The sequence below is a fragment of the Embleya sp. NPDC005575 genome (genome assembly GCF_040605455.1).
Classification (GTDB): Bacteria; Actinomycetota; Actinomycetes; order Streptomycetales; family Streptomycetaceae; genus Embleya.
This window is the reverse complement of sequence record NZ_JBEXCV010000066.1, coordinates 26403-43420: the sequence shown is the minus strand read 5'-3', so window position 1 is coordinate 43420 and position 17018 is coordinate 26403. Positions and strand designations below refer to the sequence as shown.

Annotated in this window: 17 protein-coding genes; 11 read left to right on the top strand and 6 right to left on the bottom strand. The window is 71.6% G+C overall.

All coding sequences use genetic code 11. The features are described from left to right. The first annotated feature begins 249 nt into the window (after nt 1-249). Entirely contained in the window at nt 250-651 is a 402-nt protein-coding gene (locus ABZS54_RS22550; protein WP_355538801.1) for a VOC family protein, read from the top strand. A gap of 25 nt (nt 652-676) precedes the next feature. Here ABZS54_RS22550 and ABZS54_RS22545 read toward each other — a convergent pair whose 3' ends face one another. Then, nucleotides 677-1468, bottom strand: coding sequence for an aspartate/glutamate racemase family protein (locus tag ABZS54_RS22545; RefSeq protein WP_355538799.1), 792 nt, complete (start codon nt 1466-1468; stop codon nt 677-679). A 418-nt stretch (nt 1469-1886) separates the two neighbouring features. On the opposite strand from ABZS54_RS22545, the gene ABZS54_RS22540 reads away from it, so the two are divergent. From ABZS54_RS22540 to ABZS54_RS22530, 3 genes are all read left to right on the top strand, one after another. Next, nucleotides 1887-2684, top strand: a complete 798-nt coding sequence (locus ABZS54_RS22540) for an arylamine N-acetyltransferase (protein WP_355538797.1) — start codon at nt 1887-1889, stop codon at nt 2682-2684. Nucleotides 2685-2864: 180 nt separating this feature from the next. Then, a complete protein-coding gene (locus ABZS54_RS22535) occupies nt 2865-3470 on the top strand; it encodes a hypothetical protein (RefSeq protein ID WP_355538795.1) in 606 nt (201 codons plus the stop codon). Then, nucleotides 3457-3777, top strand: coding sequence for a transcriptional regulator (locus ABZS54_RS22530; RefSeq protein WP_355538792.1), 321 nt, complete (start codon nt 3457-3459; stop codon nt 3775-3777). Before ABZS54_RS22535 ends, ABZS54_RS22530 begins: the two co-directional genes overlap by 14 nt. An 80-nt stretch (nt 3778-3857) precedes the next feature. Here the strand turns inward: ABZS54_RS22530 and ABZS54_RS22525 are convergent, their stop codons facing one another. The 3 genes from ABZS54_RS22525 to ABZS54_RS22515 form a co-directional block, all read right to left on the bottom strand. Continuing rightward, nucleotides 3858-4460 carry a DJ-1/PfpI family protein gene (locus ABZS54_RS22525; protein ID WP_355538790.1) on the bottom strand — a complete coding sequence of 201 codons (603 nt, stop codon included), beginning with the start codon at nt 4458-4460 and terminating at the stop codon, nt 3858-3860. After that, nucleotides 4457-5524, bottom strand: a complete 1068-nt coding sequence (locus ABZS54_RS22520; protein WP_355538787.1) for a GlxA family transcriptional regulator — start codon at nt 5522-5524, stop codon at nt 4457-4459. The genes ABZS54_RS22525 and ABZS54_RS22520 overlap by 4 nt, the downstream gene beginning before the upstream one ends. Nucleotides 5525-5630: 106 nt before the next feature. Further along, the gene (locus tag ABZS54_RS22515; RefSeq protein ID WP_355538784.1) at nt 5631-6008 is read right to left on the bottom strand and encodes a DUF952 domain-containing protein; all 378 of its coding nucleotides are present in this window, start codon (nt 6006-6008) and stop codon (nt 5631-5633) included. Between the two features lie 765 nt (nt 6009-6773). Between ABZS54_RS22515 and ABZS54_RS22510 the strand changes: the two genes are divergently transcribed. Continuing rightward, on the top strand, nt 6774-7661 hold the full coding sequence (locus tag ABZS54_RS22510) for a class I SAM-dependent methyltransferase (RefSeq protein WP_355538781.1): 888 nt from the start codon (nt 6774-6776) through the stop codon (nt 7659-7661). A gap of 151 nt (nt 7662-7812) precedes the next feature. On the opposite strand, the gene ABZS54_RS22505 is transcribed toward ABZS54_RS22510, so the two are convergent. Continuing rightward, complete coding sequence (locus tag ABZS54_RS22505; protein WP_355538778.1) at nt 7813-9453, bottom strand: MFS transporter; 1641 nt, start codon at nt 9451-9453, stop codon at nt 7813-7815. A 243-nt stretch (nt 9454-9696) separates the two neighbouring features. On the opposite strand from ABZS54_RS22505, the gene ABZS54_RS22500 reads away from it, so the two are divergent. After that, on the top strand, nt 9697-10665 hold the full coding sequence (locus ABZS54_RS22500) for a TetR/AcrR family transcriptional regulator C-terminal domain-containing protein (RefSeq protein ID WP_355538775.1): 969 nt from the start codon (nt 9697-9699) through the stop codon (nt 10663-10665). A 37-nt stretch (nt 10666-10702) separates the two neighbouring features. Here the strand turns inward: ABZS54_RS22500 and ABZS54_RS22495 are convergent, their stop codons facing one another. Further along, complete coding sequence (locus ABZS54_RS22495) at nt 10703-11131, bottom strand: response regulator (protein WP_355538772.1); 429 nt, start codon at nt 11129-11131, stop codon at nt 10703-10705. A 168-nt stretch (nt 11132-11299) separates the two neighbouring features. Between ABZS54_RS22495 and ABZS54_RS22490 the strand changes: the two genes are divergently transcribed. The 5 genes from ABZS54_RS22490 (at nt 11300) to ABZS54_RS22470 (ending at nt 16947) form a co-directional block, all read left to right on the top strand. Next, a complete protein-coding gene (locus tag ABZS54_RS22490) occupies nt 11300-11956 on the top strand; it encodes a class I SAM-dependent methyltransferase (RefSeq protein ID WP_355538769.1) in 657 nt (218 codons plus the stop codon). 181 nt (nt 11957-12137) lie between these two features. Continuing rightward, on the top strand, nt 12138-12914 hold the full coding sequence (locus ABZS54_RS22485) for an SGNH/GDSL hydrolase family protein (protein ID WP_355538766.1): 777 nt from the start codon (nt 12138-12140) through the stop codon (nt 12912-12914). A 127-nt stretch (nt 12915-13041) separates the two neighbouring features. Then, nucleotides 13042-13887 carry a siderophore-interacting protein gene (locus ABZS54_RS22480; protein ID WP_355538763.1) on the top strand — a complete coding sequence of 282 codons (846 nt, stop codon included), beginning with the start codon at nt 13042-13044 and terminating at the stop codon, nt 13885-13887. Between the two features lie 186 nt (nt 13888-14073). Further along, entirely contained in the window at nt 14074-15525 is a 1452-nt protein-coding gene (locus tag ABZS54_RS22475; RefSeq protein ID WP_355538760.1) for a M1 family metallopeptidase, read from the top strand. A 162-nt stretch (nt 15526-15687) separates the two neighbouring features. Further along, the gene (locus tag ABZS54_RS22470) at nt 15688-16947 is read left to right on the top strand and encodes an MFS transporter (protein WP_355538757.1); all 1260 of its coding nucleotides are present in this window, start codon (nt 15688-15690) and stop codon (nt 16945-16947) included. The last annotated feature ends 71 nt before the right edge of the window (nt 16948-17018 follow it).

The following is a 17018-nucleotide window of genomic DNA, read 5'->3' as shown; positions in this document are numbered from 1 at the left end:
CACTACTTTTTAGTCGTCTGGCGTAGATCCCTCGCCTCCCTCCCCCCCCCCCCCCCCGGGCCCCGCCCCGCGCCCCCGCCCCCCCCGCCGGCAGGGCGCATCGGTGTCGCACCCGGCTCGGCCCGTGCGATGCCCGCGGACCGCTTCGGGTCCCGTCGGATCCGTCCGGTTCGCGGGCGACCGGCACTCGGTCGAGCCGGGTCGGCACACGCCGTCGAGGGCCGGTGGGCACCCACTAATCTCAGCCACATGATCAGCACCGACACGCACGTACGAGTCGCCCGCCCCTCGCGCGACCTGGCCGCCGCCGAACGCTTCTACGTCGAGGGGCTGGGCCTGGAAGTCCTGTGGCGCACCACCGAGCGCGTCTCGGGCGAGTGGGACCTGGTCATGGTCGGCATCCCGGGCGGCGGTTGGCACTTCGAACTGACCATCGACCCGGAGAACCCGCTGCCGCCCACGCCCACGGTCGAGGACCTGTTCGTGCTCTACCTGGGCGAGCCGATCGACCCCGCGCTGATCGACCGCCTGGTCGCGGCCGGTGGCACCCGGACCACCGCGCACAACCCGTACTGGGACGAGTACGGCGTCACCGTCGTCGACCCGGACGGCTACCAACTGGTGCTGTGCACCAGGACCTGGAACGCGTAGTGCGGGTTGTGCGATCCGCGTCCACTCAGGCCGGCTGCGCACGCACGGGCACCGGCCGAACGCCGGCGGCGAGCGCGCGGCCCAGCGGATAGGCCAGCGCGTTCGGCGGCAGCGTGCCGGGGCGTCCGCTGAGGGTGACCTCGACCGTGCCGGGCAGCGCGTCCGGGTCCTCGGCCAGGCCCAGCCGGCGCAGCGTCTGGCGGGCGACCGCCTCGGCACTGTCGTAGAGCCCCACCCCGGCGGGCAGCGCGGCGGCGATCCGGTCGGCGACGAGTGGGTAGTGCGTACATCCCAGAACCACGCCGACGCAGTGCGCGGGGGTACGCCGCGCGGCGTCGGCGATGGCGGCCTCGACGGCCGGCTGATCGGCCCGGTCGATCGCCTCGGCCAGGCCGGGGCAGGCCACCCGCTCCACGGTGTGGCCGGCGGCAAACTCCTCGATCAGGCGGGCCTGGTACGCACTCGCGGTGGTGGCGACGGTGGCCCACACCGCGAACGGGGCGCCGGAGCCGGCTGCGGGCTTGATCGCCGGCACGGTGCCCACCACCGGTACGGCGGGCTCGCAGCGCGTGCGCAGCGTGTCCAGGGCGGTCACGGTGGCGGTGTTGCACGGCACCACGATGCCCTCGGCACCGCGCTCGGCGGCCAGGTCCGCGGCGGCCAGCACCCGTCGGGTGATCATCGCCTCGCCGCGGTCGCCCCAGGGCATGTGATCGGGGTCCATGCACAGCAGTAGGTCGAGGTCGGGCCGCAACCGTCGCAGCCACCCCGCCGTCGGCAACAGTCCCGTCCCGGAATCGATCAACGCCACAAGCATGCCGTCCAACCTAGCCGCCTCGGCTCGCGCACCCGACAAGGGGCGCGATCGTGGGCGTGGTGCCCGTCGGCCGACCGGCTCGCCGCGGTCCGCCGACCGACATCCCGCCCGCTTGCCACCGGCAACCGACGCGATTCCGGGGCCGGTGCCCGCCCGATCGTGGCCGTCGAACCCGGCCGGCCACCAGGGCCGCCACGACGCGCGGCACGACCACCCCGCGTGGGCTGTGCGGCATGCGGTTTCCGTACCGAGACGCCTGCGCCCCGCGTATGCGGCGGGACCGAGCGGGATGGATGCCGGTATCGCCCCGTGATGAGCGGGGTCGGGGGCATCGGCATGATGAGGGCCGCCGAGTCGCTCGGCACCCCACGCACCACGCATCACATCGCATGGCGCACTCACACAGCACGGAGACACGGTGGACCACGACCGCGCCGACACCTACCTCACCCTTCTCGATGCCGCGCGCCCCGCACATCCCGACGCTGCGGCCCTGGCCGATCTTCAGTGGCGGCATCTGCTCGCAGTGCCGTTCGAAAACCTCGACATCCACCTCGGCCGGCCCGTCGAACTCACCGAGGAGGCGCTCCTGGCCAAGATCCTGGACCGGCGCCGCGGCGGCTTCTGCTACGAACTCGGCGGCGCGTTCGCCGCGCTGCTGCGCGCCCTCGGCTACCGGGTCACGCTGCTCGCCGCGCGCACGTACGACGATCAGGGCCGCCTGGGCATCCCGTTCGACCACCTCGCGCTGCGCGTGGACCTGGACCGACCGTGGCTCGCCGACGTCGGATTCGGCCGGTTCACCCACCACCCGGTGCGTCTGGACCTGCGTACCGACCAGCGCGACCCGGGCGGGGTGTTCCGCGTAGTCGAAGGCGAGTACGGCGAACTCGACATCCTGCACGACGGCCGGCCCCAATACCGCCTGGAGCCGCGACCGCGCGACCTGCGCGACTTCGTGGCCGGCTGCTGGTGGCATCAGACCTCGCCCACGTCGCACTTCACCCGCGCCCCCCTGTGCTCGCGCCCGACCCCCGACGGCCGCATCACCATCAGCGACCGCACCCTCGTCCGCACCACCGGCACCGACCGCCACGAAGAACACCTCACCGACGACGCCGCCGTCCTGGCCGCCTACCAGGACCACTTCGGCATCACCCTGCCCCACCCCCCAACCCGCCCCACCCCGACCGGCATCCCGGCCACCACCCCCTGAAGCCGGCGTCGTTCTCGCCCGCGCCCGCAGTGTTCATGTACCAGCGCCGGCCGTCACCCACGCGTCTCCGCCACCCCGATCCACTCACCCGCCCACACGAAGTTTGCGTCGCAAACCTGTTTGCAACACGCCGATCGAGCCGTAGAGTCTGTAGCACAAACCAGTTTGGGGAGGATCGCAATGGATCGTAAGAGCCTCGAATCGGCTGCGGCGGACTACTCCTATCTCAGGGGACTGCTCTCGATCCCGGCCGGCGTCCTGTTCATCGTCGCCGGAGTGACGAACCTGCGATGGGGGCCGCTGGATCACGCATGGGTCACCTGGACCGCGGGGGCGCTCGTGGGCGTGGCCGGGGCGGTCTACCTGTGGGCGGCCCGCTACTACGCCGAGAACTACGGTCGGGTCACCCCGTCGGGCCGAGCCCGCACGCGAGCCGCGATCGCCACCGCCGCGGGTGCGGCCCTGGTCGCCGGCGCGGTGAACCTGGACTGGCACGTCGCCCTGCCGCTCAGCACCACCACCGCCGCGCTCGCATCGGTGATGTACGTCTCGTACGCCGTCGGCATGCGGCCGAGGCCACACCATGTGGCCGTCTGGGGCACGCTCGCGGTGGCCGGCCTGTTGCCGATCTGGGGGGATGTGGGGGCTGCGGGCAAAATCAACGGTGGTCTTATGCTCGTCGGCGTGGCAACGATAGTGACGGGGGTCCTCGATCATGCGGCGCTCCAGCGCGCCTTCGGTCCCGCCCAGGGTCCGGACCTCGGCGGCAGCGATGTCGGCGCCTAGCGACGGGCCGATCCTCGATCGGCTGATCCACGAGCCGGGCCGGCTGGCCATCATGACGGTGCTGTCCACCGTGGAGTCCGCCGACTTCGTATTCCTCCAGCGCGCAACGGGACTGACCAAGGGCAACCTCTCCAGCCACCTGACCAAGCTCGCCGAGGCCGAACTGGTCACGATCGAGAAGCGGTTCGTACACCGCAAGCCCAATACGAACGTCGCCCTGACCGCGACCGGCCTACAGCGCATCACTCAGCACTGGGACCGATTGCACAGCCTGCGCAATTTCTCGGCGCAATCCCTCTCGGAGTAGCCCGACTTCGCCGCACACCCGGACGCCGACCGACACCCCCCACCGCCACCCCGACGACTCGACACGCCGTGGCGCCGTGCTCACGCCGCAGGGGCGTCCGCCAGGTACGGCGGAGCCGGCTCGTACTGGATGTAGCGGCGTACCGCGCGGGCGTGTTCGACTCCGTGCAGGCGTCCGATCAACCACAGCGCCATGTCGATACCGGCGGAAACACCCTGACTGGTGACCAGGTTGCCGTCCACGACGTAGCGGGCGTCGCGGACCACGGTGATGTCGCCGCGTGCCGCGAGGGTGTCCTCGAACGCGTGGTGGGTGGCCACTCGGCGCCCCCGCGCGGGGCCGGCCTCGTGCAGCAGCAGCGCTCCGGTACACACGCTCGTCACCCACGCGGCGTCCCTCGCGGTACGCGCGATCCACCCGATCAACGCCTGATGGCCCACCTCGGTCCAAGTCCCGACCCCGCCCGGCACCAACAGCACGTCCAGGCGTGGGTGTTCAAGGAAAGTGTGCTCGGGTAGCAGGCGCAATCCCTTGGCGCAGCGCACCGGTTCGACGCCGGCCGCGATCGTGGTGACGGTGTCCACGCCCTCGCGCAACATCGCGGACGCGGTGAACACCTCCCAGGGCCCGACCAGGTCGAGCTCTTCGAGTCCGTCGAACATCAGCAGCCCGTAGATGGTCATAACGTCTCCTTCATCGACACAGACGACTCGGCCGACACGACCGACTCCACCGAACCAGCCGAACCCGCCGAACCCGCCGAACCGGCCAAATCCGCCGGCCTCGCCGAATTCACCGGGCCCGTGGACCGAAACCGTTCCCGATATTCACTGGGCGTGACCCCCAGATGCCGATGGAACATGCGCCGCAGCGTCTCGCCCGTACCGAATCCACACCGGCGCGCGATCGCCTCGACCGGATCCGCGCCCTCGGCCAACGCCCGACCGGCCGCCTCGACCCGCACCCGTTCCACGTATCCGGCCGGCCCGACGCCCATCTCGGCGGTGAACCGGCGCTGGAAGTGCCGCTCGCTCATGCCGGCGCGTCGGGCCAGGTCCGCCACCGAGTGCCGGGCGCCGGGGTCGGCCGACACCGCGTCCACCGCACCGCGCAACGGATCGCCCACCGGACGGGTCCCCCACAGCGGCACACCGAACTGGGACTGGCCACCCGGTCGACGCAGGAACAACACCAGCTCGCGGGCCACTTCCAGGGCCACCTCACGGCCCGCGTCGTCCTCGACCAGGGCCAGTGCCAGGTCCATCCCCGCGCTCACCCCCGCCGACGTCCACAGCCGCCCGTCCCGGACGAAGATCGGATCCACGTCCACGAACGCACCCGGGTAGGCACGCTCCAACTGCGCGGCACAGCGCCAATGCGTGGTCACCCGGCGCCCCTCCAGCAACCCGGCGGCGCCCAACAGGAACACCCCAGTGCACACCGACGTGACCCGGCGCGCCGAGACCGCCGTCGCCGCCACCCATGCCACCAACTCGTGGTCGGCGCAGGCCGCGTCCACGCCGGCCCCACCGACCACGACGAGCGTGTCCACGGTCTCCGGGGCCACGTCCCCGATCCCGAACCCGGCGGACACCGGCAACGCGCTGTGCGAATCCACCATCCCGGCCCGCCGCGCCAGCACCGAACAGCGATATCCGCCGGCCTGGGCGAACACCTCGTAGGGACCGACCAGATCCAACGAATGGAACCCGTCGAAGACGACGAAAACGACCTCGCGCTCTTTCACCCCTCCAGCGTCGCGCACACCGACCATGGCGTCCACGACACGTACCCCACGAATTACGCCATCACTTCACGGCGTCGCGACTGTCACACCCGGTCACGCCGCCGCGTCAGTGTCCGCGCGCCCGCAAGACCTGCCGGACCGCCTCGGCGACCGTGTCGCCGTCGGGCGTCGCGGGCAGTTCCAGCGGCTCGGCCCAGCACACCGCGGCCGGTTCCACCGCGCCGTACACGTGCGGGAACAGGTCCCCACCCCGCGACGGCTCCCAACGCAGCGTGGGTCCCAAGGCGCCCGGATCAACCGCGACCAGGGTCAACGCGGCGCGGCCGGCGAAGTGGCGGCGCGCAGTCTCGGCCACCTGCGCTCCCGTGGACAGGTGCACGTACCCGTCCACCAGGTCGATTCCGGACCCTTCGAACGTCCCGCGCCGCATTGCGGTCGCCCATTCGTCGGTGCCCACCAGCTTGTACACGGTCTCGTCGCTCATCCCTCGACCCTAGGACGCGCGAAACGACGCGCGAAAACGACGCGCGAAAACGACGCGCGAAACGACATGCAACACGACTTGCGAAAGCAGTCCCGCGTGGCCGCGCCGTCACTCACCACCACGCGTCCGCCTCCTCCGAGTGGGTGACCACGCTCCACGCACCGCCGACCCCGCACCGCCGCCCCGGGCCCCCAGCCCCACCCTCAGGAGCGTTCGACCCACGTCTCGTGCAGATGCCGCCACCGCAACCCGTGCACCGTCGAGGCGTCCCGCTCGAACACGACCGTCGCAGCCCGCACATCCCCGCCGCCATCCGCACGCACCTGCACCTCGCGGTACGACGCCGGCCATCACGAACTCACTCGCCGGGGCCACCACACGCACGTCCTCGATGCCGATCCGCAGCCCCGGCAACACACCCCGCGCTCGGCTCCGTCACCGACATCCCACTCCCCTGTCGAACCACCGGACAAGGCACCCGTATCCCCGCCCGACACCAACGTATCCGTCCCGGCGCCCCACACTCCCGTGCCGGCTCGGCCCCCTTCGAACGCGACCGACCGAGCCGACCAGGTCGGCCGCGACGTCACCGGCACCGCCCGATCCACTCCGCCAAGCCCCCGAGCCGACCAAGACGCCCCGCTTCGAATCCACCAGCACCGCCGTGGATTACCGCGCCCATGCTCCGACGTTGTCCCCCGCGACGCACACGAACGGACCCGGCCGCCCACCGCGATGAGCGCCCCGACCTCGGGAGACCCAGCGATGACCATCCACACCAGCCCCGACGATCCGGATCGGGACGCCGCCGGTCGGCACCTCGAACGCGAGGCCGAGCTGCATGCCCCGTTCCTGGAGCAGGCCGCAGCGCGCCTGCGCGATCTCGCGCTGTACGGCGACCACACGCTGGCCCGGGTGGACCGCATCCTCGACCTCGGCGGCGGCCCGGGCATCGCCTCCTGCCTGCTGGCCCGCTACTTCCCCAACGCCGACGTGGTCACCGGCGCGCACAGCCCGAGCCTGCTGGCCCGAGCCGGCGCCCGGGCCCGGCGCGAGGGCCTGGGCCACCGGGTCCGCACCCACCGGGTCGACCTGCCCGCGGGCCTGGACGCCCTGGGCAGCGCCGACCTGGTCTGGGCCGGCGACGTCGTACACCACCTGGGCGACCAACAGGCCGCGTTGGACGCATTGGCCCGGGTGCTGCGCCCCGGCGGGGTGATCGCGGTCGTCGAACGCGGCCTGGCCCCACGCTTCCTGCCCCGCGACATCGGCATCGGCCGGCCGGGTCTGCAGGCCCGGCTGGACGCCGCGCACGAGGACTGGTTCGCCGAGTTGCGCGCGACCCTGCCCGGTGCCCGCGCCGAGGTCGAGGACTGGCCGGCCATGCTGGCCCGCGCGGGCCTGGTGCCCACCGGTTCGCACTCGTTCCTGATCGACCTGCCGTCGCCGCTGGACGCCGCGCCTCGCGAACACCTGTACGCCGAACTGACGCACCGCCGGGCCCTGTTGGCCGACCGCCTCGACGCGCAGGACCTGGTCACCCTGGACGCCCTGCTCGACACGGACGCCGACACCGGCATCCTGTGGCGCCCGGACGCCTTCTACCTGGCCGCCACCACCATCCACACCGCCCGCGCCTGCGGTCGAAAGTGAACCGCGCCGGCCCCATCACTCGCCCGGGCCCCGAGCCCGGATCGACTCACGAGCCGGCCACCGAACGACCGCGGACATGCCACCGGGCGGCGGGGGCAGGGGTACGACCGACGCCGAGCCGATCGTGTCCCCGTCCCCGCCGCCCGGTCGTTCACCGCAGGTTCGACGTCTCCCCTGCCCCAACCGCCGCCTTGTCGCCCACCCCATCCGAAACAGCGCCCGAACTCGCGCCGGAATCCGCATGCGATCCCGCAGTGCCCTCCCCCGCACCACCACTCGCGATCGGCACACCCCGCAGGAACCGGACGCAGTACGCCGCCGCGACCACCATCACCACCACCGCCCCGACCGCCGCCGCGTTCATCCCGTCGCAGAACGCGTCCCGAGCCGAGTCCACCAGCGCCCGTCCGGAGTCTTCCGGCAGGTGCGCCGCGGCGGCCTGCGCCCCGCCGAGCGTCTCCCGGGCCGGGCCGCTCGGCGCCGTGTCCGCCATCGCGCGGTGATAGACCGCGTCGCCGATCGTGCCGAGCAGTGCCATGCCCAGCGCGCCGCCCAGTTCGCTCCCCGACTCCAACACCGCGGAGGCGGACGCGGCACGATCGGCCGGCGCGACGCCCATCGCCATCTCGGTCACCTGGGTCATCACCGCGACCACGCCCGCCGCGTACACCGCGGACCCGCCGAGCAACAGCCCCAACGAGGAGTCCGGCCGGGCCCCGGTCAGCACCGTGAAGCCGCCGGCGGCCAACACGAATCCGCCGAACATCACCCACGCCCGATCCATCCGTCGGGCCAGCACGGTGGCCACCGGAGTGGCCACCGCCACCGCCCCCGAGGGCACCAGACTCCACAGCGCGGCCCGCAACGGGCTCATCCCGAGCACCGATTGCAGATACTGCGTCGTGAAGATGGCGAAGCCGACGATCGCGAACATCGACAACACATTGGCCACCACCGAGCCGCCGAACGCCCGCATGCGCAGGAGTTCCAAGTCCAACAGGGGGTGTGCGGCCGTGAGTTGACGACGCACGAACAACGCGCCGACGATCAGCCCGAAGCCGATGCTCAGCACCGGCAGGGTGGCCGCGCCGGAGCGGGCGATCTCCTTGATCCCGTACACCACGGGCAACAGCGTGCCCAGCGACAACACCGCGCCGATCAGGTCGAACGGCCCCTGGGCAAGGCCCCGATGGCGCGGCACGAACACCGGGACCAGGAACAGCAGGATCGCCATCGCCGGCACGTTGATCAGGAAGATCGAGCCCCACCAGAAGTGTTCGACGAGCACGCCGGACAGGATCGGCCCGAGCGAGATCCCGCCGGTCATCACGGCCGTCCAGATCGCGATCGCGGTCCCGCGCTGCCTGGGGTCGGCGAACATGGTGCGAATCAGCGCGAGCGTGGACGGCATCAGCGCCGCGCCGCCCACACCCAGCAGCGCCCGGGCCGCGATCAACGTCTCCGCGTTGTGCGCGTACGCCGCCACCAGCGATGCGCCGCCGAACAACGCCGCGCCCGCCAGCAGCAGTCGACGCCGACCGATCCGATCGCCGAGCGCACCCATCACGATCAGCAGACCGGAGAGTACGAATCCGTACATGTCCAGGATCCACAACTGCTGCGTCCCGGTGGGCTCCAGCGCACGGCCGATGAACGGCACCGCGAAGTAGAGCACCGACACGTCCATGCTCACCAGCAGCAGCGGCAGCAGCAGAACGGCCAGCCCGATCCACTCCCGCCGCCCCGCCAACGGCACCGACTCGGGCCGCTCGGATGTCTCGATGTTCGTCACTGGGACTCTCCCCCGCTGGTGCACCTATACGGCGTACGCTGATGTCTCGTACAGGGTACGCATGCTTGACAGGTGGATGCAATGGCGCAGATTTCGTTGCAAATAAAGGCTTCTCAAGTAGTGCACCATAACTAGTGCACTAGGCCTCAGAGCCACGCGTGCCCTATAGTGCACCAACAACCGCCCTAGTGCACCGCCGTATCGCCTGCCCGACCGCCCGCCCAACCCGCCCGGGAGGCCCCGATGCCCCACCCCAACGACCCGACCGCCCCCTCGATCCGGATCGCCGCCGAACTGCGCCGCCGGATCGAGAGCGGCGAGTTGCGGCCCGGCGACCGGGTCCCCTCCACCCGGGCGATCACCGCCGAGTGGGGCGTGGCGATGGCCACCGCCACCAAGGTCCTGACCGCGCTGCGCGAGGCCGGCCTGGTCCGCGCCGTACGCGGCATCGGCACCGTGGTCGCCGATCCCCCCGGCCGGGCCGACCGCCCGGGCCGCCCGCGTCCGCGCGCCGAGACCATCGCCGTACCGCCCGTGCATCCCCCGCGCACCGACGCCGAACTCACCCGCGAGCGCGTCGTCTCGGCGGCCGTGGCGATCGCCGACGAACGCGGCCTGGCCGCCGTGTCGATGCGGCAGATCGCCGCCGAACTGGGCGTGGCCGCGATGACCCTGTACCGGCACGTACCCGGCAAGGAGGACCTGCTCGCGGCGATGGCCGACAACGTGTTCGCCGAGCAGCCCATCCCGTCCCACGAGCGGGTGGGCTGGCGGGCCCGGCTGGAGAGCTCGGCCCGGCTTCAGTGGCAGATGTACCGCGGGCACCCGTGGCTGGCCCAGGTCATGTCGATGACGCGTCCGCTGCCGACGGTGCGCGGCATGGCGCATGTGGAGTGGGCGATGGCCGAGTTCACCGGGCTGTCGCCGCAGGTGATGATCCACATCGCGGTCACGATCTTGAACTACGTACGCGGTACCGCCGTCAACATCGCGGCCGAGTTCGAGGCCGAGCGTGCCACCGGCATCTCCAGCGACGAGTGGATGCAGGCGCAGGACGAGACGATGGACCTGATCCTGCGCAGCGGTCACTTCCCGTTGTACACCGCCGCGCTGAGCGATCCGGGCGTGGAATTGAATCTCGATTCGCTCTTCGACTTCGGACTCGATCGCCTGCTGGACGGCATCGCCCTGCTGATCCCCCCGACCGGGTGAGCGAGCCGCGCCCGAATGGCGGGGCGTCGAGCACCGTTCACTCGCGCGGCAGGGTCACCAACCGCAGGAAGAATTCGTCGATGCCGCGCACCGCCGCCAGGAACGACTCCAACTCCACCGGCTTGGTCACGAACGCATTGGCGTGCAGGTCGTAGCTGCGCCGCACGTCGTCCGGTGCGGCCGACGTGGTCAGCACCACCACCGGGATCGTCCGCCACCGCTCGTCGGCCTTCATTGCCGACAACAACTCACGGCCGTCCATCCGAGGCATGTTCAGGTCCAGAATCACCAGGTCCGGCCGAGGGTGGGCGCGCAACCACTCGAGGGCCTCCATGCCGTCCGCGGCCCGGCACAGCGTGTGTCCCTGCTCGCGATCGAGCAACGCCTCCTCGATCATCAACGCGTCGCCCGGATCGTCCTCCACCAGCAACACCGTCAGCGTTCCTGTCATCGCGGTCCGGCTCATCGCACCCACCCTCGGTCACGGCCCCGACCGACCCGCGCCCGGACCGGCCTCACTCGGCGAATTCGGCGCGCTCGCACCACCGACTCGCGTCGAAGGCTAACGCCTTCCGTCCCTCGCCCAGGAGGGCGCACCGCACCCGCCGCCCACATCCTTGACGCAGCCCACGACATGGCCCATCGTGGTGCGCCGGCCACACTCGGCAACCAGGGGGAGTACGCCATGCGGATGAACACGGTCGAGAAGATCGTCGTCGCCAGCCCCCTCCGCCGGGCCCCGCAGATCTGGTACGAGACGCCGTTGCTGCTGCGCCTGGGCGGGCGGCTCGACCCCGGTGCGCACGCCCTGGAGATCGGCTGCGGCACCGGCAGGGGCATCGAGTTGATCCTGAACCGGTTCGGCGCGGCTCGGGTGGACGGCATCGACCTGGACTCCGCGTCGCTCGCCAAGGCCCGCCGGCGCTGGCACGGCAACAGCCGGGTGGCGCTGGTCGAGTGTTCGGCCACCGACCTGCGGGCCGGCATCGGCGCGGCGGACGCGAGCTACGACGCCGTCTTCGACTTCGCGATCGTGCACCACATCACCGACTGGCGCGCGTGCCTGGCCGAGGTCGGCCGGGTGTTACGCCCCGGCGGCCGGTTCTACTTCTCCGAGATGACCGCTCGCGCGCTGGCCCGGCCCAGCCTCGCCTTCCTGTTCGACCACCCCACCGAAGACCGGTTCGGCGACCGGGACTTCCTCGACGAACTCCCCCGGCACGGGCTCGACGTGATCGGCAGCAAGACCCTGCTCGGCGACTACTTCTTCGGCGTGGCCCGCCGTCGCTGAGCGGCCGACCGTTCGCCGAGTCTCGGACCCTCGCCGCGTAGCCCCGTCACCACCGGTGCGACCGCCACCAAGTGGCCCGGCGTGCCCGGGTGCAAACCGCTGCCGAGCGGCCCGCCGTCACCGCGCCGTCGAGCCCGACCCGTGCGCGACCCGCGCCGCGCGCGGCTAGGCTTTTCCGGCCATGCACACACCACATCCCACCTTCACGAGTTTCGTCGCGGTCGGTGACTCCTTCACCGAGGGCATGTCCGATCTCGCCGCCGACGGCACCTATCGCGGCTGGGCCGACCTCCTCGCGGAGCGGCTGTCCGTCGACACGCCGACGTTGCGCTATGCCAACCTCGCCGTGCGCGGGAAGCTGATCCGGCAGATCGCCGACGAGCAGGTCGACACCGCCACCGCGCTCGGCGGCGACCTGATCACCCTCGCCGGCGGCCTGAACGACGTGCTGCGCCCACGCTGCGACGTCGGCGCGGTATGCGCGGTGTTCGAACAGGCCGCCGCCAAGCTCGCCGCCGGCGGCGCGCATCTGGTGCTCTTCCGCAGCACCGACCCCACCCGCCGGCTGCGCTCCTCGGCCCGACTGATGCCCCGGATCGAGCAGTTGGTCGCCTTCGTGGACACCGTCGCCGCGCGGCACGACGCCACCGTCGTCGACCTGTTCACCGCGCGCGCGTTCGACGACCCCCGGATGTGGGCCGACGACCGTCTGCATCTGTCCACCGAGGGGCACCGCCGGGTCGCCGAGGCCACCGCACAAGCTCTGGGCCTGCCCGCCGAGTTCGACTGGCGCGCGCCGCTGCCCGCCGCCCCGCCGCAGGCCTGGACGGATCGCCGGCGCGCCGACGTGCGCTGGGCCAGGACCCATCTGGGCCCCTGGCTCGCCCGCCGCGCCACCGGCCGCTCCTCCGGCGACGGCCGCCCGCCCAAGCGCGCCGACCTCACCCCGTGGCGGTGAACGTCTGCTCGGCCGGGCACACCCTGCACAAGAGAGCCACCCCCGAGGAACAGCCCGCGACCCGCGCTGGTTAGGTATACCTAACTGGCACGGGACCAGTCGCAGAGCGCAGGTGAGGAGAACCTCCATGGCGGAACGCCCGGTACGCAAGAACCGCAAACTGATCGAACTCCAGGTACACAGCAGCGAACGGGTCGGTCCGCATCTGGTCCGGATCGTCGCGGGCGGCGACGGATACCGACACTTCACCGACAACGGCTACACCGACGCCTACGTCAAGGTGCTCTTCCCGCTGCCCGGGGTGACCTACCCCGAGCCGTTCGACATGGAGACCATCCGCGCCGAACTCCCGCGCGAGCACTGGCCGCGCACCCGTACCTACACGGTGCGCGCGAACAACCCGAACACCGGAGAACTGACCATCGACTTCGTCCACCACGGCGACGAGGGCCTGGCCGGCCCGTGGGCGGCGAGCGCCCGCCCCGGCGACACGCTGCGCCTGATCGGCCCCGGCGGCGCCTACGCGCCCGACCCCGAGGCGAACTGGCACCTGTTCATCGGCGACGAGAGCGCGTACCCGGCGATCAGCGCCTCGCTGGAGCGGCTCCCCGCCGCGGCCAAGGCGATCGCACTCCTGGAGGTGGGCACCGCCGCCGAGGCCCCCACCGGCACCCTGCCGGCCACCCACCCCGAGCTGGATCTCGACCTCACCTGGATCACCCGCGACGCGGGTCCCGATCTGCTCGAAGCGCTGCGCAAGCTCGACTTCCCGACCGGTCGGGTGCACGCGTTCGTGCACGGCGAGGCGGGCGTGGTCAAGGAGTTGCGCCGACACCTGGTCGACCAGCGCGGGGTCGACCGCGCCGACATCTCCTTCTCCGGCTACTGGCGCAAGGGCCGCGACGAGGACGGCTTCCAGGCGGACAAGGCCGCCGAGAAGGCCGCCGAACGCGCCACCGAACAGCGCGCCTGACCGGCAACCGACGGTCGGCGGCCCGGGATCGGGCAACGGTCCCGGGTCGCCGGGCGGGCCGCGCACGAACGTTCACTCGTCCGGTTGCCGATAATTGCGGCAAGCCCCGGGACGGGCCATGCCACCCGGGTGAAAGGGCGCCTCGGGCACTACCGCGAGCGACGAAGCCGGCACAGGGTAAAGCGCATGAGACGTCCACCACACGCCCTCCTCGCCATCGCGACCGCCCTGACCCTCACCGCGGCCGGCGCAGCCGGCGCGCACGCGAGCGACGCCCGGCCCACTCCCGGCGCACCCGGAATCGGCGATCCACTGCTGCCGCTGAGCGGCAACGGCGGCTACCGCGCCGACCATTACACGCTCGACTTCGACTGGCAGGCGCCAGGCACTGCGTTCCCGGCGACCACCACCATGGAGGCCACCGCCACCCAGGCGCTGTCCCGATTCGACCTCGACTTCGCGGGCAACACGCTCGGCCGCGTCACGGTCGACGGCAGACCCGCGACCGCCACCCGCGAGGGTGACGAGTTGGTGATCACCCCGGCCCGGCCGCTGCGCAAGGGCCGCTCGTTCACGGTGCGGGTCGAGTACACCGCCGACCCCACCCAACAGCGGCACCGCGACGACGCGATCGAGACGTTCGGCTGGATCCCCACACCCGACGGCACGGTGATCTACCCGCAGCCCGACGGCGCCAAGATGATCTTCCCGAACAACGACCACCCCAGCCTGCGCACCCGCACGACGGTCCACATCACCGCCGCCGACGACCTCGTCGCGCTGTCCAACGGCACCCTCACGCACAAGGGGCGGGCCGCGCCGGGCCGCACCCGCTGGACCTACGACAGCCGGCAGCCCGTGGCCGGCCAGCTCTTCCAGCTGGCCGTCGGCAAGTACAAACTGATCGACGGCCAGGCCGCCGACGGCACCCGGCTGCGCGACGCGGTCCCGCCGGAACTGGTCGACCGAGTCGAGCGGTACCGCTCGCTGACGCCCCGTCATCTAGCTTGGGTGGAGAGCAGGCTCGGCCCCTATCCATTCGACAGCTACGGGCTGCTCGTGGCGGACACCGACCTCGGCGTCGCGTTGGAGACCCAGTCGCTGTCCCTGATCCCGAAGGCCGACCTGCTCGGCGACAAGGTCAACGCCGAACGCAACATGGTGCACGAACTCGTGCACCAGTGGACCGGCGACAGCGTGGCCATGGAGCACTGGTCCGACCTGTGGCTGAGCGAGGGGCACGCCCGCTACTACGAGCGGGTCTACAGCGAGGAGAACGGCGGTGCCAACCTGGAGGCGCTGATGCGCGATGCCTACCGGCAACACGACATCTGGCGCCGTGACACCGGCGCGCCGGCCGAGCCCACCGAGCCCAACCTGTTCAAGCGCATGCGCTACGACGGCTCTGCGCTGGTCTTCTACGCGCTGCGCGCCGAGGTCGGCGCGGACACCTTCGCCCGGATCGAACGCGCCTGGACCACCCGCTACCGAGGCCGCGCCGCGAGCACGGCCGACTACATCAAGCTCGCCTCCGAGGTCGCCCGCCGCGACTTGGCCCCGTTCCTGACCCCGTGGCTGTACGGCGCCCACACACCGCCGATGCCCGGTCACCCCGACTGGACGGTCGACCCGGCCTGACCGAACCCGATCCGGTGACGCGGCGGTCGACGACGAGCCGGCCGCCGCGTCGGCATGTCGGGCCGCGTTGGGTCGGGGCGAAAGCGGCTTGGTCCGCCGCACGCCCCGTGATAGAAACTGGAACGAACGTCCCACTTTATTTTCCTATCGACGGGAACTCCCGTGCGCAACCCCTACCGAGAAATCTTCACCGCGCCCGGCGCCAAGGGATTCTCGGCAGCCGGCTTCATCGCCCGCATGCCCATCTCGATGAGCGGCATCGGCATCGTCACCATGCTCTCCGAACTGCGCGGCGAGTACGGTCTCGCCGGCGCGGTGGCCGCCACGTTCGCACTGGCCACCGCGCTGATCGCGCCGCAGATATCGCGCCTCGTGGACCGCTACGGCCAGGGCCGGATACTCGTCCCGGCCACCGCCGTCAGCGTGCTGGCGATGGGCGTGCTGCTGCTCTGCGCCCGCTACGACGCCCCGGACTGGACCCTGTTCGCGTGCGCTTTGCCCGCCGGCTGCATGCCCAGCATGGGTGCCATGGTCCGTTCCCGCTGGCTGGTGCTGTATCGGGGTTCGCCGCACCTGCACACCGCGTTCTCGTTCGAGTCCGTGGTGGACGAAGTGTGCTTCATCCTCGGCCCGATCATCGCCGTGCAGCTCTCCGTCGCGGCCTTCCCCGAGGCCGGCCCACTGGCCGCGATCGTCTTCTTCACCATCGGCGTACTCCTGTTCACCGTGCAGCGCGGCACCGAGCCCCCGCCGCATCCGCGCGTCGCGGGCAGGACCACGTCGGTGATGCGCATCCGGGGCCTCCAGGTGCTCGTGGTCACCCTGATCGCGATCGGCGCGATCTTCGGCACCGTGGACGTGGTCACCATCGCGTTCGCCGAGGAGCACGGCCAACGCGGCGCCGCGAGCTTCGTGCTGGCCACCTACGCGGCCGGCTCCTGCGTGGCCGGGATCGCCTTCGGCGCCTTCAAGTTCGCCACCCCGCTGCCCCGGATGTTGCTGATCAGCATCGGTTGCACCGCCGTCACCATCCCGCCGCTGCTGCTCGCGGGCAACCTGCCCGTACTCGCCGCGACCGTCTTCATCGCCGGCATGACGATCTCGCCCACCATGATCCTGACCATCAGCCTGGTCGAGCGCCTGGTCCCACCCGCGCGGCTGACCGAGGGGATGACCTGGACCACCACCGGAATCGGCATCGGCGTCGCGACCGGCTCCTCGCTGTCCGGCATGGTCGTCGACCACTTCGGGGCCCGGGCGGGCTTCGGCGTCGCCGCCGGCGCGGCCCTGCTGGCGGCCTCGGTGGCGCTGGGTGGATACCGTGTGCTGCGCCGCACCGCGCCGCGCGCGACCGGGACCACCGTCGCGCACAGCGGCTCGCTGCCCAGTGCCGCCCCCGTACGAGAAGGTGAATCCCACTGATCGAGGAAGCCGTCGACGGCCGCCGGGCCAAGGGCGAACGCCGCCGTCGGGCGCTGATCGAGGCCACGCTG